The 14,009-nt window shown below is 63.1% G+C and carries 13 protein-coding genes and 1 tRNA gene; 3 read left to right on the top strand and 11 right to left on the bottom strand.

The window, feature by feature from the left end; translation table 11 throughout:
* Positions 1 to 73: 73 nt before the first annotated feature.
* Complete coding sequence (gene rsmI, locus CIMIT_RS03550) at positions 74 to 937, bottom strand: 16S rRNA (cytidine(1402)-2'-O)-methyltransferase (RefSeq protein ID WP_038589263.1); 864 nt, start codon at positions 935 to 937, stop codon at positions 74 to 76.
* On the opposite strand from rsmI, the gene CIMIT_RS03545 reads away from it, so the two are divergent.
* Positions 858 to 2,582 carry a dolichyl-phosphate-mannose--protein mannosyltransferase gene (locus CIMIT_RS03545; protein ID WP_084674254.1) on the top strand — a complete coding sequence of 575 codons (1,725 nt, stop codon included), beginning with the start codon at positions 858 to 860 and terminating at the stop codon, positions 2,580 to 2,582. The genes rsmI and CIMIT_RS03545 overlap by 80 nt on opposite strands.
* A gap of 4 nt (positions 2,583 to 2,586) precedes the next feature.
* On the opposite strand, the gene CIMIT_RS03540 is transcribed toward CIMIT_RS03545, so the two are convergent.
* Positions 2,587 to 3,228, bottom strand: a complete 642-nt coding sequence (locus CIMIT_RS03540; protein ID WP_038589257.1) for a zf-HC2 domain-containing protein — start codon at positions 3,226 to 3,228, stop codon at positions 2,587 to 2,589.
* Positions 3,221 to 3,628, bottom strand: a complete 408-nt coding sequence (locus tag CIMIT_RS03535; protein WP_038589254.1) for a DoxX family protein — start codon at positions 3,626 to 3,628, stop codon at positions 3,221 to 3,223. Before CIMIT_RS03535 ends, CIMIT_RS03540 begins: the two co-directional genes overlap by 8 nt.
* 52 nt (positions 3,629 to 3,680) lie before the next feature.
* Here CIMIT_RS03535 and CIMIT_RS03530 point away from each other — a divergent pair, with 52 nt between their 5' ends.
* The gene (locus tag CIMIT_RS03530; RefSeq protein ID WP_038589251.1) at positions 3,681 to 4,295 is read left to right on the top strand and encodes a DNA-3-methyladenine glycosylase I; all 615 of its coding nucleotides are present in this window, start codon (positions 3,681 to 3,683) and stop codon (positions 4,293 to 4,295) included.
* Here CIMIT_RS03530 and CIMIT_RS03525 read toward each other — a convergent pair.
* The 8 genes from CIMIT_RS03525 to CIMIT_RS03490 all read right to left on the bottom strand — a co-directional run bounded on the left by CIMIT_RS03525 (position 4,292) and on the right by CIMIT_RS03490 (position 13,283).
* Positions 4,292 to 4,900 (bottom strand): cation transporter, encoded by a 609-nt coding sequence (locus tag CIMIT_RS03525; RefSeq protein WP_038589248.1) that lies wholly within the window; start codon positions 4,898 to 4,900, stop codon positions 4,292 to 4,294. The two genes, CIMIT_RS03530 and CIMIT_RS03525, sit on opposite strands and share 4 nt — an antisense overlap.
* Positions 4,901 to 5,074: 174 nt before the next feature.
* Positions 5,075 to 7,504: a S8 family peptidase gene (locus tag CIMIT_RS03520; protein WP_231910335.1), complete on the bottom strand. Its 2,430-nt coding sequence runs from the start codon at positions 7,502 to 7,504 to the stop codon at positions 5,075 to 5,077.
* 1 nt (position 7,505) lies between these two features.
* Positions 7,506 to 8,474, bottom strand: a complete 969-nt coding sequence (locus tag CIMIT_RS03515) for an AAA family ATPase (protein WP_038589245.1) — start codon at positions 8,472 to 8,474, stop codon at positions 7,506 to 7,508.
* Positions 8,475 to 8,993: 519 nt separating this feature from the next.
* Positions 8,994 to 9,066, bottom strand: a tRNA-Ala gene (locus CIMIT_RS03510).
* Positions 9,067 to 9,133: 67 nt separating this feature from the next.
* On the bottom strand, positions 9,134 to 10,255 hold the full coding sequence (gene sepX / locus CIMIT_RS03505; RefSeq protein ID WP_038589242.1) for a divisome protein SepX/GlpR: 1,122 nt from the start codon (positions 10,253 to 10,255) through the stop codon (positions 9,134 to 9,136).
* Between the two features lie 116 nt (positions 10,256 to 10,371).
* Entirely contained in the window at positions 10,372 to 11,025 is a 654-nt protein-coding gene (locus CIMIT_RS03500; protein WP_038589239.1) for a GNAT family N-acetyltransferase, read from the bottom strand.
* A 3-nt stretch (positions 11,026 to 11,028) separates the two neighbouring features.
* Positions 11,029 to 12,306: a molybdotransferase-like divisome protein Glp gene (glp, locus tag CIMIT_RS03495; protein WP_038589236.1), complete on the bottom strand. Its 1,278-nt coding sequence runs from the start codon at positions 12,304 to 12,306 to the stop codon at positions 11,029 to 11,031.
* A gap of 20 nt (positions 12,307 to 12,326) precedes the next feature.
* A complete protein-coding gene (locus CIMIT_RS03490; RefSeq protein ID WP_038589233.1) occupies positions 12,327 to 13,283 on the bottom strand; it encodes a UTP--glucose-1-phosphate uridylyltransferase in 957 nt (318 codons plus the stop codon).
* 118 nt (positions 13,284 to 13,401) lie between these two features.
* On the opposite strand from CIMIT_RS03490, the gene CIMIT_RS03485 reads away from it, so the two are divergent.
* On the top strand, positions 13,402 to 13,995 hold the full coding sequence (locus CIMIT_RS03485; protein ID WP_038589230.1) for a 5-formyltetrahydrofolate cyclo-ligase: 594 nt from the start codon (positions 13,402 to 13,404) through the stop codon (positions 13,993 to 13,995).
* Positions 13,996 to 14,009: the final 14 nt, after the last annotated feature.

The following is a 14,009-nucleotide window of genomic DNA, read 5'->3' as shown; positions in this document are numbered from 1 at the left end:
CGTGTTCTGGGAAAAGTGTGGTGGCCCCCGCTATTTCCCCAGCGCGTGTGCATATATTCAGGCTGCGCGCGGCCTACTTCCTAGAGGCAAGCACCTCATCGTACAACTCGCCGGTTTTCACTCCGTGCGCCTTGGCGACGGCCTTGCACGCATCCTTCATCCGCTCGCCTTGCTCCACCCGAGCAAGCACTTCCCCGACGAGGTCAGCGGGTTCCTCCACCGCGGCGCGGCCCCCCTCAATCACCACGGTGACTTCACCGCGCACGCCTTCTTCGGCCCACTGCGCCAGCTCGGAGAGCGTGCCACGCTTGACCTCTTCAAAGGTTTTGGTCAGTTCGCGGCACACGGCGGCCCGGCGATCCGCTCCCAGGATCTCTGCTGCCCGCGCCAGAGTGTCCGCCGTGCGGTGCGGCGACTCGAAGAAACAGATGGCGCGCTCTTGTCCCACCAGCGAGCGCAGCCAGGTGTCCTTGGCACCAGGTTTGCGGGGCGCGAAGCCGTCGAAAAGAAAATGCCCGACATTGAGTCCTGACAGGGCGAGCGCCGTCGTCACCGCGCTCGGTCCGGGCAGGCAAGCCACGGGGACGCCCGCGTCGTGCGCCGCGGCGACCAGGTTCAGGCCCGGATCGGACACGATCGGCATGCCAGCGTCCGTGACCACCAGCACCACCCCGGAGCGCGCCGCGCGCAGCAGCGAGTCGGTGCGCGCGGCCTCGTTGTGGTCAAAATTGGAGACGAACTTTCCGCGCGGGTTCACCCCTAAGGCTGTGGCCAGCGCCCGGGTCCGCCGCGTATCTTCCGCGGCGATCACCTCGGCGCGCTCTAACATCTCGCGCAGGCGCTGGCTGGCATCACCGATGTTGCCCAGCGGGGTTGCGGCGAGCACCACGCCCGAAGTGGGGAGCGCGTCTTTGGGCAGATCTGTCGAGGCAACCATAAACCTCAAGCATACGCACGACACAGTAAGATCCTTGTCCGTGAGTACCCAAGTGTCCCCCGCTGCCCCAGCCCCTGCCGCGAAGCGTTGGCGGCCAAAGCGCCCCGAACCCGCCGCGCCAAACACGGTGCCGTGGGCCCGGCGCGACACGATCGCTGCGAGCGTGATCGGGGTCTTGGCGCTCTTTACCCGCTTCCTCGGCCTGACGCAGCCCACCTCTGAGGGCACGCCGGTCTTTGATGAGAAGCACTACGTGCCGCAGGCCTGGGACATGGTCCGCGATTACATCAACCCGGTACTCGGCGGTATCGAGTCCAACCCAGGCTACGGCCTGGTCGTGCACCCGCCGCTGGGCAAACAACTGCTGGCGTGGGGCGAGCAGTTCTTCGGCTACACACCACTAGGCTGGCGCCTGTTTACCGCGCTTTTCGGGGCGGCGACCATCGTGCTTGTCTTCCTCATTGCGCGCCGACTGAGCCAGTCCACCACCATCGGTATCTTCGCGGGCACCATTGCGCTTTTCGACGGGGTGCTGCTGGTCGCCGCCAAATTCGGCATGCTCGACATGTTCCAGGTCTTCTTCGTCGTGGCCGCGGCCTGGACGCTGGCCGGCGACATGCAGCAGGTGCATAGGCGGTGGCACGACGCCTACCTCACGGGCAAGTTAGATGACGCGGGCCCGCTCGGCCCACGCCTCGGTTTCCGCTGGTGGCGCTTCGCCACAGGCGTGCTGCTCGGCCTGGCGCTTGGGGTGAAGTGGTCGGGCCTGTACTACATCGCGTTTTATGGGCTGCTTTCGGCATTTTGGGACCTGTGGCTGCGCAAGCGCTACGGCGTGGAAAAGCCGCTGGCGGGTGCACTGCTGCGCGATGTGCCCTCCGCGCTTGCTTCGATCGTGCTGGTTCCAGCGCTGCTGTACATCTGGTCCTGGCGCGCCTGGTTCGCCTCCGAGACCTCGGTGTACCGCCACTCGGTCGCAGACGGCACCGTGGCGAACTCTGATTGGCCGTGGCTGACCTCCCTGCCCTCGCCGGCAGCGGAATGGCTCTACTACCACTTCTCGGTTCTCGAGTTCCACGGCTCGCTGACCTCGTCTTCCGGCCACTCCCACCCGTGGGATTCCAAGCCCTGGGCCTGGCTGGTCGCCTCGCGTCCGATCCTCTACTACTCCAACACCGACTTGAGCTGTGGTAATGGCAACACGTGCCGGGAGATGATCTACCTCTTCGGCACGCCCGCGATCTGGTGGCTGACCATCCCGGTCCTGCTGTGGGCTGCGTGGGTGTGGGTCACCCGCCGCGACTACCGCGTCATCCTGCCACTCGTGGCGTTCATGGCCGGTTTCCTGCCCTGGCTGGCTGCCTTTGACCGCCAGATGTACTTCTTCTACGCCACCGCCCTGGTGCCGTTTACCGCAGTGCTGCTCGGACTTGCGCTTGGCAACATTGCGAAGAAGGGCGCGCCCACCGGCAACGCGTTCGTGCGTCGAGTAGCGGGGGCTGACTTGCGCTCGGGCCAACTGGCGGTGCTTGCCTACCTCGCGCTGGTCGTGGCCAACTTCCTCTACTTCTCGCCCATCTTCTACGGCTACATGATCCCGGAAGGCTACTTCCAGTCGCTGATGTGGCTGCCCAGCTGGAAGTAGCGCACTAGCTCGGGTTAGCGTCGAGCAGGTGCCAGGCGCGGCGGATCTCAATGCCGCGGTCCGCCACCCAGGTCCACACCAGTCCCAGCAGCGTAAACAGGGGGATAAACACGATGCTGGGGACGAACTCGCCGATGGAGAGGACCCAGTCGCGCACCGCGAAGCCCGCGGTAAAGGTGAACATCGTGCCCACGATGAGGAGCACGCCGGGGATCTGCCGCGGCCGCCACGCACTGACTCCAAGCGCGAGCGCCACGCCGAAGCGCACCGCCGCGGTCGAGGTCATCAGCCCATCCGACGCATCAGTGCCCAGCAGTGGTTGCACCGCCCACCAGGCCCACACGAGCGCGGCGATGACGAGGATAATTCGCCCAATCGCCAGGGTCACCAGACGACGCTGCGCCAGCTTGCGCCACTTCTCATCCACCCCGGCCAGGATCACTTTGGACAGGTCGCCCGGCGGGGCCATCCCGCCGTCGACCTCAGCGAATCGCACCTTTTCCGAGAGCGCGAGCGAGCGTTCCCAGAAAGCGGTGCACTCGGCGCAGGAGGCCAGGTGGGCGTCGATAAGCGAGTCCTCGAGGCCCGGTGCCTCGCCGTCGATGCGCGCCGAGAGCGCGGCCTGGACTTGTTCGTGGCTAATCACGGGTCAACACCCCATCCAAGCTCGCGCGGCCGGTACCGAAGACCACGAGCGAGAACAGCGCCGCGGCAAGCACCAAGGTGTACTCCATGCCCCCGTCGGCGACGAAGAAACCGTTGCCCAGGTGCACAAAGTAGGTGGCTGCGACAGTGAGCAAGAGCAGCAACGACGCAGCGATCGTAGTGAGCAGGCCGATCACCAGGAAAGTGCCGCCGATAAGCTCCACGGTCCCAGCGACGTAGGCGCTTAAGGTAGGCTGCGGCACGCCAAAGCGGGCGAATTCCTGGGCGGTTGCGCTCATACCGGAGGCGAACCAATGCTGGTAGCCGTGGGCGATGAAAACTGCCCCAACGACCAGGCGCATCAGCAGGAGGGCGAAGTCTCGAACGGCGGGCCTGTTCATGCCAATTACCCTACCGATGGAACCGAAGCGCCATAAATTGAGTCAAATATATATGAACAATTTCTACGAAGAACCCAAGTCCCTGCCCATCACCTGCGACGACGGCCTGGTGCGCCCACCCTGGGCCGCCACCGACCCGCTGCTGCGCACCTACTATGACACCGAGTGGGGCATGCCGCTTTTCGACGAAGCGTCGCTCTTCGAGCGCCTCTGCCTCGAAGGATTCCAAGTCGGACTGTCCTGGCGTCTCATTCTGTCCAAGCGCGAGGCCTTCCGCGAGGCCTTCTTCGGGTTCGATCCGGACAAGGTCGCCGCGATGGAATCGATTGATCACCTGATGGACAACGCGTCGCTGATCCGCAACCGGCAAAAACTCAACGCCGCCATCACGAACGCGAAAGCGACCGTTGCGCTTCGCGACGAGGGCACGCACCTCGGCGAACTCATCTGGTCATACAAGCCCGAGGCCACCCCGCGTCCACGCACGGCAGAAGAAGTGCCCACTTTCTCGCCCGAATCGAAGGCACTGGCACGAGATCTGAAGAAGCGGGGCTTTACCTTCGTCGGCCCGGTGACCATGTACGCGCTCATGGAGTCCGTCGGCATCGTGGATACCAACCTCGTCGGCACCTGGCGACGCGGCGCATCCGGAGTGTGGGGCGACTAGCACTCGCCCATATCCTCGAAGGCCTCCTCCACCGAGGCGTGCTCCTCGCGGGACTCCTCCCACACTTCCTTAGCCGCCGAAAGGTTGATCGCGGCGATGATCGCCCCGACCACGATGTCGAACCAGGCAGTCGGCCATACGAAGGTGAGCAGGCCCGCGACGATGATGAGCACGTTCGCCAGCGCGTCGTTGCGCGCAGCCAGCCACGCTCCCTTCGCCAGCGAGGATCCCTGGTCACGCAGCTTGAGCAGGATCACCGCGCAAATGAGGTTGACTGCCAACGCGCCCAGCGCCACGCCGGTCAGCCCCTCCGGCGAAGGCGGGACAGGGTTGAGGATCTTGGTCACCACCATGACGATCGCCGCGACCGTCGGAATGAGGATCAGCCCAGCAAGCACGCTGCCGGCCACCCGGCGGCGGTGCGCAGGCCACGCCACCGCGAAGAAGACGAGCAGATTAATCGCTGTGTCCTCGAGGAAGTCGGCGGAATCCGCGGCAAGCGACGCCGACCCAATCGCCAGCGCGGCGATAAACTCCACGAAGAAGTAGGCGAGGTTCAGCAGCGCAACGACAAGGACTGCGCGGCGAAGCTTATCAGTGGTCACGGGGTCCTCCTGTCAGGCCGGTAATAGCGGTGCAAGGATACGGCGACGTATCGCTTTGCGGCAAACGTGGGAGCCTGCGGGGCTACGTAGTAATCGTCGTTGGAACCGGTATCTGGAGCTGGGCTGCGATCGGAGTATAGAGATCCACTTCTTGTTCCTGAGTTTTCAGCGAAATCAGAAGCGCATACCGGACGGGTAGTTCCCGGCGATCTTTGCGGCTGTTCTTTTCCACCAACCACCCACGGGGTAAACCGCAACGTTGTTACAGTGAGCGAGCTCAGCGCCCGTGCCGATCCACTCGTCTTGGTGCAGAGAACCACGGTGCCGTCCCCGCTCCCCTAGGAACCAACGGCCTGACTCGTTACTCTTTGCGCCGGATTCTTCGTTTCCCGCATTCCTATTCACTCGCTGAATAAACTCAGCTTGGTTTTCCATCCTCCCCTGGAGGTCAAACCGCAGGCCGTGGGATGCGTACTGATACTTGCTTTTCCATCCTCGCCGTGAAGCAGAGGGCTCAATGAAGTAGGACAAGGTGATGCGCAGCCGCACCTCTGCCTCCCCAAGGCTTTGGAGCACGTCGGTCGGCCATGGCAACTCGTGGAGCCGAAACTGCCGCATGGCATATTTGCTCCCGCTGAACGGCACGAAGGTGTCTTGGGTGACAAGTGTGACGGCACTGCGCGCCGAGTTCAGCACAGCCTCCTCCGATGGCACGCCCCACCCAAACTGGCGAAGAAGCATCTGACGGCCATTCTTCGTGGTTTCTGCATCGAGCTGTTGCCGCATCGAATCCGTCCACTCTGCGACATGAGGCAAGAGACCACGGACTGTTTCTGGCCAGTACGAGGGGTAGCGCTCCATCGCTAGGGCTGCTAGACGCGATGCTTGTGCGGTCGCAGCACTCGTGGCGTTGGCTGAGACCAATGCTACGTTGGTGCGGTGTCCCGTTGTACGCAGCGAAAGCGACGGTATCTTGGGCTCGAACATTCTGTCACCATCTGTCAGCACGTTGCCCCCTTCCATACAGATATCCGGCTTAACCGGCCAGCGGTGCGTATCAAAATGGAGTGAGGTTGTCGTATGCGGTGAAATATCTCCTGACGCAGCCACGGTCTTCCATCCCGCGTACTGCGGGTGGGATGGGCCGTGGGTGAGTTCGGTGTACGCACCAACGGTAAGGGCATTCCACGCTTGCGCAGGGTCCTGGATCGGAGAATTCTGGGAATTCGTGCGGTAGTCAGTTGCCCAACTGCTCACATTTCCTGCCGCAACTACGAAAAGTCGAGAAGAGTCATGTTCTGGAGTCGACAACAGCTGGAGTTCATCCCCCTCACGACCAATTTCGACACCTGCTGCCAATGCGTCGACTGATGCAGACCAAAGTGTTGGCTCCCCAGGAGAGTCAGGCTTAGTGCTCAGCGCCAGGCAAAACGCCCTCTTACCGTCTGGGTTGGTGATCTCTGGGATATTGACTGCATCAGTCGTGGCAGTGCCGTAGTCGATGGGGCCGATCTGCCGCTCCCCTTTTCCGGAGTACATCCGAACTGATTCCAACCGGTGTCGAAGCGAAACAGTGTTCTTCCCAATGAGCAACGGATCGATGTTCCCGAACAGTGCTAGACCAGCCATCGCCGTGCCGTGACCGTTCGGGTGAACATCTGTACCCGAGCCGCCGAAAATTGAGTGGTGGTCAGTCGGGTCTAAAGCATCCTTCAGAAGCACGTGGGTACGCAAAACCCCTGTGTCGAGGACACAAACCGATGGTGCAACTTTATGGGGTCGGATGTTGCGGTAGGCAAGATCCTGAACGTACTCAGTCTGCTCATCAATGCTCAGATCCTCTACCGTATCGATGAATTGTGGCTCACGAATCTCAGCCAGTGGAACTGACATAAACGGGAGTACTTGCAGTTGCTCCCACTTGGCTTTGACCCAAACCACGAGACGGTCGCCTAGACGAAATCCGCCTTGGCGAACTTCGAGCTCGCTCACGCTAATGAATCGTTCCCAGGCTGCGAGGTGCTCACTGCTGGCATCAAGCCAAAGTTCCCACCATTGAAAGTCCGACTTCTGCGGCTGTGACTCCGAAGTCCACAGATCCTCGAGGACTGCCTCACGGATACGCGAGATATTCGCGACGAGGGTCTGACGCTTCGGCAGGCCCTTCGGAGAGTTCTTTTCATCATTGAGGTAGTCCTCAAATATCGTCAAGAACTGGGCACGGTAGGAGTCCGAAACCCACACAGTCGCTTTTTCCGGTTGCCCGTCTTGTCCGCCGCGCACGGATAACAAGAGCCACTTTGGTTTCCGTTTTCTGCCTCCCACATAGACGTTAAGTGAATCTTTCTGCAGCGGGTATGCAGATCCTTCTCCTTCAAGCACGATGACGGTGCCAGTTGCCCGCAGTTCCTCATCACTAGGCAGAGTTCCCGCTTCATGTTCGCCAGCCCTGTCAAGCGCACGAGCCGCTTCGTCTCTCAACCTGGTACCATGCGCGCGGCGGTCAACGTCGCGAACCCGGGATTTCTGTGGCCCGCCCTTTCGACTCAGGTTTGCGTCTACCGCATGCCCCTGCACATAGAGGTGATCAAGTCCGCGGTTCATATCAGCCAAGGCTTGCCTTTCGGCGGGCCGCCAGAGCAGCGATGAGATCTTCTCGCTGGACCGTCTTTTCTCCGCGCATCAATACCGTCTTTGCAGCACTCTCTGCAGCTTTGACGAGCTCGGCATGGCTCAGACCGGCTGTGTAGTTGCCCAGTCCCGCCATGCTGGTGCCGCTCGCGAGTGTCCCAAGTCGCGCTTTCATCACTGCGATGGACTGACGCGCATCAGGTAATGAATATGTCAGAACCGCATCGAAGCGCCGAAAGAGAGCTTTGTCCAGGATCGCTCGGTGGTTTGTAGCAGCAAGTACGAGGGATTCAGCACTTGCTTCCTCTAGAAAAACGAGAAACGAGTTAAGGATCCGGCGAGCTTCACCAACATCGTTCCCAGAACGATCGCCCCCGAGGGCATCGAACTCGTCAAACAGGTACACGGCACGTCGCTGCGCGACAGCATCAAACACAAGACGGAGCTTGCTAGCAGTCTCCCCCATGAACTTGCTCAGCAGGCTGTCCAGCCTAACTGTAAACATTGGGACGGCGAGTTCGGATGCGAGTACCGCTGCAGTCATCGTCTTTCCGGTACCGGGAGGGCCTTCCAGAAGCAACCTGTGGGCTGGAGCAAAACCGTGGTCGAGCAGTATCCTTCGCTGACGTTGCTCTGCAAGAACTTGTTTGATTTGTGCATCAAGTTCTGCAGGCGCCACAAGCTCTCGAAGTCGCACTTCGGGATAGGTCACTTCCACAATTTCAGCAAGTTCCCCACGTGGCTGCGCAAGCGGCGTGACGTTCCCAATCGGCGCGCGTTCCCGGGAAGCGTCGACGGCCTTCTTGATATCGCGAGCAAGCACGTGATGGCCAGCTTTAGCCTCGCGCGCAGCTACTTGAAGTGCTACTGAATAGAAACTCTCGTCATCGCCAGCGGCATGGCTGCGCACCATCGCGGCAACATGTTTTCCATTCCCCGCCATGATGCACCTCCCTTAGACTTCCAGCCAACTTTTCTCCAACTCCGATAGCCAGACTACCGCTTAACAGTCCACGATCGGATTACGCACCCGCTGACCACGTCGTCTTTGACGAATGGTGCCGCCGGTGAAAGCTATTTTGCAATTAGTGGACTTCCCCTCGTCGCCCCGTCGTGTTGCGTAACCGTTGCTTAACGGCGGATTCGCTCCCATGACGCGTCATGTCAGCCATCGACTTAGCGTACCGCGTACCTGCGTCATTATTTCCAGAATCGCTGGTCATAAACCTTCCCCCGAGACGATCTCGTGGTCTAAACGTGGTCTACGAGTGAAGCCACAAAGCGACAGCCCGGTTGCTCTAAGCGGAGCTAGCTCCATTTGGCCCAACGCCACCGCCAAAACACCAGGTCGCGCAAAACCAGATTCCTTAAACGGAGCTAGCTCCATTTAGACCAGTTCCCCCACTACCTGCACGAACACGAAGAAACCCCCAGGCCGTGAGACCTGGGGGTTTGTATCCAGTGGAGCTAAGGGGAATCGAACCCCTGACCTTCGCATTGCGAACGCGACGCTCTACCAACTGAGCTATAGCCCCGTGCTGGGAAGCAACGTTACTCCTCCCTCACCAGCTGGTGAAATCCGCTGGTGAGAGGCCTGCAACGTTAGCTCGCGCGCGGCGTGTAATCGCGTGGATCGCCGTAGTACTCGTCGCGTTCCTGTTCGCGGCGGTAGACCGGGAGCGTCTCGAAGTCGGGGTGTTCTTCGTCCATGTCCAGGATGACGGAGCCAACGCGGCGACGCTCGCCAGGCGCGGGCTGCGGGCGCTGGGCAAGGTCCACGCCCATGCGTGCGCGTCGCAGCTGACGTACGCGGCGCTGGTGCAGGGCACGCTCCTTGCGCACCGCACCGCGAGCGGCGATGAAGAACCACGCATTGAGCCCGACCGCGATCGCAGGCAGGATCCAGGTCCACCCACCCGCGACGAATGCGATGACGAAGGTGACCACGAAGAAGATGATCAGGCCAAGGAAGGTGCGCTGACGGCGACGGAAACGCTCCGCGCGCGCGGCGCGCTCGCGCTCCGGGTCGTAGCCACCGCGGCCGCGGCGCGTCTTGGCGAAGGCGATGTCGCTGTCGTCCGGCTCGAGCGAGTCCGCACCTACGGGTGCCGGCTCGGGTGTATCCTCCTGCGCGCGCTCGACCTTTGGTGCATCCTCGTCGACGTAGCCGAAATCGGCCGGGGACTCGTAGGCCTCACGCAGCTCGTAGTGCTGATCGTCAGCGTCCTCAGGGTCCTCCCAGTCTGCATCGTCTTCAACAGACTCAGCAGATTCATCAGCCTCACCATCCAGCTCCACGCGGGTCGAGCCACCCTCTGCCGTCTCTTGAGTCTCAGCGTCTTCAGCCGTTTCAGCATCCTCTGCCGCTTCAGTCTCCTCAACCGGCTCGGCGTCGATCACCATGGGGGTCTCCTCGGCGGGCTCGACATCTTTGCGGAAGATGGTGCGCAGGGGTGGCGCGTCGTCGATAAGCACCTGCTCATCCTCGGCCTCGACGAGCTCGACGTCCTCATCGGCCTCGGCGTGCTGGTGCACATCGGCGGCGGTGAGCTTCGGGCGACGGCGCGACACCATGGGTTCGGTGCCGCCCTCGTGCAGCACGCGCGTCTCCTCGTAGCCTTCGCCGGAACGGCGGATCTTTTTCACGCTGCCCGAGAGCATCGGGGCAAGCACGATGATCCACACGACGAGGATGAGGACGATGATCAAGCTCAGGCTGCCCATGGGCAAAGCCACCTTTCAACGCGACAGACGACGGCGATGGAGATAAGAAACTGCACTAACGCTAACCGCGCCCGCCCCGCACAACCGCCAGGCACGCCGTGTGCCGACGGAAGAATTTAGCGTACGCGTCCTTGCTCCCGCAGCCGCGCAACCGCGCTCTGCGGAAAGTCCTCGGCATTGAGCGCCACGAAGTGATGATCGCGCCATTGCCCGTCGATGTGCAGGTTCTTGCGGAAGTAGCCTTCCTCGCGGTAGCCGTTCGCCGCGAGCACGCTTCTCGACGCCGGGTTGTCCGGCAGAAAGGTCGCCGTCACCCGGTGCAGCCCCACCCTGCCGAGCGCATGGTCCGTCCCCAAAGCACAGGCCGCCGTCGCGATCCCGCGCCCCATAAACGGCGAGTGGACCCAGTAACCGATCCAGCACTCCCCCACCGCGCCGTGCTGGATGTTGCCCAGGGTCACTTGTCCGGCGAAGTGGCCGTCGGCCTCGATGACTAGCGGGATCACCACGCCGCCGAGCGCCAGCTTGCGCAGGTTCAGCCAATTGGCGCGCCAGGCCTGGGCCGAGTGCGCCTCCTCCCACGTCCCGGGGACGGTCGGCTCGACTGGTTTGAGCCACTGCTCATCCAGGATGCGGGTCTCGCGCCAGGCGCGTCCGTCGCTGGATTTCAGGGGGCGGAGTTTGAGCGTGGTGCCGTCGGCAAGCTGCAGCGTGGGGGTGTCTTCGGGCCAGCCCGGTGTGGGCTCGCGGAACAGGGACAGCAGCGACATTGGTTAGCTGCGCTGTTGCAAAAACTCGACGTCCACCACGTCGCCCGGGCGCACGTCGGTGACGTCCTCCGGCAGGCAGATCATGGCGTTGGCCTCTGCAAAGCCCGCCAGCAGGTGGGCCGCTCCTCCCTCGGCCGTGCCGAGCGATTCCACCAGGTACTCGCCGGTTTCAATATCGCGCATCAGGCGGGCGCGGATGAAGGCGCGGCGGCCCGGGATGGACTCGATCGCGCGCACCGAGCGCGCCTGTATGAGTCGGCGCTGCACCTGCGTCTTGCCGAGCGCCTGGCGGACCGCGGGACGGACGATCGTCTCCGTGATCACCAGCGCGCTGACCGGATTCGCGGGCAGGAGGAACACCGGCGTGCGCTCCTCGCCCAACAGCCCGAAGCCCTGGACCGAGCCCGGGTGCATGGCCACGCGCTGGGTGTCGATCTCGCCCATCTCGCGCAGCACGTCCTGCACCACGTTCGCGCCGGAGCCGCCCACGGCACCGGTGATGATGACCATCTCTGAGCGGGTGACGTGCCCGGCGATCGTCTCGCGCAGCCGACGCGGCTCCGCCTGGATCAGCCCGGCGCGCACCACGTCCGCCCCGGCCTCTTCGGCGGCGGCGGCCACGGCGTAGGAGGCCACGTCATAGACCTGTCCCAGCCCGGGCGTGCGGTCCACGTCGACGAGTTCCAGACCAAAGCTGATCACGGTCACACGCGGGCGGGGGTAGACCAGCACTTTTTCGCGGCCCGCAGCGGCAACCAGGCCGATCTGGGCGGGCCCGAGTACTGCGCCCTGGCGCACGGCGACGTCGCCGGGCTGGATGTCCGCGCCCGGTTTCCGCACGAAATCGCCGGTGTGCACCGTGCGGGTTGGGGTCAGTCGCTTGCGGCCGCGGTCGGTCCACTCGAGGGGCAGGACGGCGTCGGCAAGCGTGGGCAACGGCGCACCGGTAGCTACACGGACTGCCTGGCGCGGCTGGAGGCGCAGCGGCTTCTGCGAGCCCGCCGCGACCTCGCCAACCACGGGCAAAGTGCGGTCGCGGCCTGCGGGGACTTCCTCGTCTTTGGCGTCGCGGGAAGCGCGCAGCCCAGCGGCACCGCCCACGTCAACCGCGCGGACGGCATAGCCGTCGACGGCGGCCTGGGCAAAGCCGGGAAGCGGTGCGGTGGCGGTGATCTCCTCGGCGCACATCAGGCCAAGGGCATCTAGAATTCCGACGCGGATCGGCTCAGGCGTCACCGCCGCGTCAACCACCATTGCTCGCTGGTCTTCAACGCTGCGCATTCGACCAATCCTAGTAAGAGTTAACGGACAACATCGGGGTTCTCTGCTTCAAAGTCGCTGATAATCTGCTTCAGCGCGGTGTAGAGCGCCGGGCCGTACTTCTCGCTGCGCAGACCGAAGTCCACGTTCGCCGGAATGTAGCCGCCCGGGTTACCCAGGTCGTGGCGCTTGCCGTCGTGGACCACCACGTGCACCGGGTGGCCCTCGGTAATCATCAGCTCGATGGCATCGGTCAGCTGCAGCTCGCCGCCCTTGCCCGGTGTGATCCTGCGCAGGGCGTCGAAAATCGCCCGGTCCAGCAAGTAGCGGCCCGTGGCAACAAGCGTCGACGGGGCGTCTTCCACCGCGGGCTTTTCCACCATGCCAAGCACGCGCTTGACCTCGATGCCCTCGACCTCAGCATCTGCCTCGGCCACGTCGAACACACCGTAGTTAAAGACCTCTTCGGGAGTGACGTTGAAAGCGCACAACACCGAGCCGCCAAGCTGCTCGCGCACCTTGACCATCTTCTCCATCACACCGGCCGGCAGCACCAGGTCGTCCGGCAGCATGACGGCCACGACGTCCTCGTCCTCGTCGAGAGCGACCTCCGCGCAGCCAACCGCATGCCCCAAGCCGAGCGGCTTGTCCTGCGTCACCGAGATCGCGTCGATCAGATCAGCGGCGCGCGCCACCTTTTCCACCTGCTCGTCCTTACCGCGGGCGGCAAGCGTTTCGCGCAGGGTGGAAAACTCGCCGAAGTGCGCCATGATCTCCTCTTTTTGCGGGGCAACCACAATGGCCAGGCGCTGCGCACCCAGCTGTGCGGCCTCCTCCGCAATCAGCTCAATGCCCGGAGTGTCCACCACGGGCAGAAGCTCCTTCGGCACAGTCTTCGTCGCAGGCAAAAAGCGGGTCCCCATACCTGCCGCCGGCACCACAACTGTCTTGACCGCGCCAGAGGTCGACGCGGCGGTCGTTTCGCTAGAATTCCGCATAAATACCCAGCCTACATCGCGCAAAACTGCTATTTTGTTCCGACTCCCTCCCGCGCGAAACTTCCCGGGCGTTTCACAGACATTCACAGACACCACCAGCACGAAAGGATCCCGCTCGATGTCCCCGCGATCTTCCTCTGCAAAGCAGGCACTGCGCGCGCAGCTCACCCAGGCCCGCCGCGCACTGCGCGATGACCCGCAGCGCAAGGCACTTCTCGACGCCGCGCTCACGGAACACACCATGTCGTTTTTACGCGACATAGGCGCCGAGGATTCCAACATCGCGGCCTACAACCCGCTGCCTACCGAGCCCGGCGCGGCCAACTTCGCGGACATGTTGCGCGCGCATGCCCGCCGGGTCTTCGTGCCACTCTCGCTTCCCGACGGCGTACTCGCGTGGGCGGTACAGGACGGCGCACCCGCAGCACCGGGTGCGCTCGGTATCAGCGAGCCTGCCGGGCCGCGCTACACCTCGCGCGTACTCGACTCCTGCGGCGCACTCATCGTGCCTGCCTTGGGTGTGGACGCCAGCGGCATGCGGCTGGGCAAGGGAGCCGGATACTACGACCGGGCACTTTCAGCCACCGACGCCCCCACCGCCGCGGTGGTCTACGACGACAACGTGGTCGATGCCGTGCCGCACGACGCACACGATGTGGCCGTTCAGGCGGTGATCACCCCGTCTGGCTGGTGGTGGGCAGAAAGAAAGTAGCCAGGCAATGGGAA

This window comes from Corynebacterium imitans (assembly GCF_000739455.1).
Classification (GTDB): domain Bacteria; phylum Actinomycetota; class Actinomycetes; order Mycobacteriales; family Mycobacteriaceae; genus Corynebacterium; species Corynebacterium imitans.
This window is presented reverse-complemented; position numbering and strand designations above follow the sequence as displayed.

What these genes read in the sequence shown, in the direction of transcription:
- CIMIT_RS03545 (WP_084674254.1), top strand. Translation starts at nt 858, where the DNA reads ATGTTGCCCAGCGGGGTTGCGGCGAGCACCACGCCCGAAGTGGGGAGC.
- rsmI (WP_038589263.1), bottom strand. Translation starts at nt 937, where the DNA reads ATGGTTGCCTCGACAGATCTGCCCAAAGACGCGCTCCCCACTTCGGGC.
- CIMIT_RS03535 (WP_038589254.1), bottom strand. Translation starts at nt 3,628, where the DNA reads ATGAACAGGCCCGCCGTTCGAGACTTCGCCCTCCTGCTGATGCGCCTG.
- CIMIT_RS03530 (WP_038589251.1), top strand. Translation starts at nt 3,681, where the DNA reads ATGAACAATTTCTACGAAGAACCCAAGTCCCTGCCCATCACCTGCGAC.
- CIMIT_RS03520 (WP_231910335.1), bottom strand. Translation starts at nt 7,504, where the DNA reads ATGAACCGCGGACTTGATCACCTCTATGTGCAGGGGCATGCGGTAGAC.
- CIMIT_RS03515 (WP_038589245.1), bottom strand. Translation starts at nt 8,474, where the DNA reads ATGGCGGGGAATGGAAAACATGTTGCCGCGATGGTGCGCAGCCATGCC.
- sepX (WP_038589242.1), bottom strand. Translation starts at nt 10,255, where the DNA reads ATGGGCAGCCTGAGCTTGATCATCGTCCTCATCCTCGTCGTGTGGATC.
- CIMIT_RS03500 (WP_038589239.1), bottom strand. Translation starts at nt 11,025, where the DNA reads ATGTCGCTGCTGTCCCTGTTCCGCGAGCCCACACCGGGCTGGCCCGAA.
- glp (WP_038589236.1), bottom strand. Translation starts at nt 12,306, where the DNA reads ATGCGCAGCGTTGAAGACCAGCGAGCAATGGTGGTTGACGCGGCGGTG.
- CIMIT_RS03490 (WP_038589233.1), bottom strand. Translation starts at nt 13,283, where the DNA reads ATGCGGAATTCTAGCGAAACGACCGCCGCGTCGACCTCTGGCGCGGTC.
- CIMIT_RS03485 (WP_038589230.1), top strand. Translation starts at nt 13,402, where the DNA reads ATGTCCCCGCGATCTTCCTCTGCAAAGCAGGCACTGCGCGCGCAGCTC.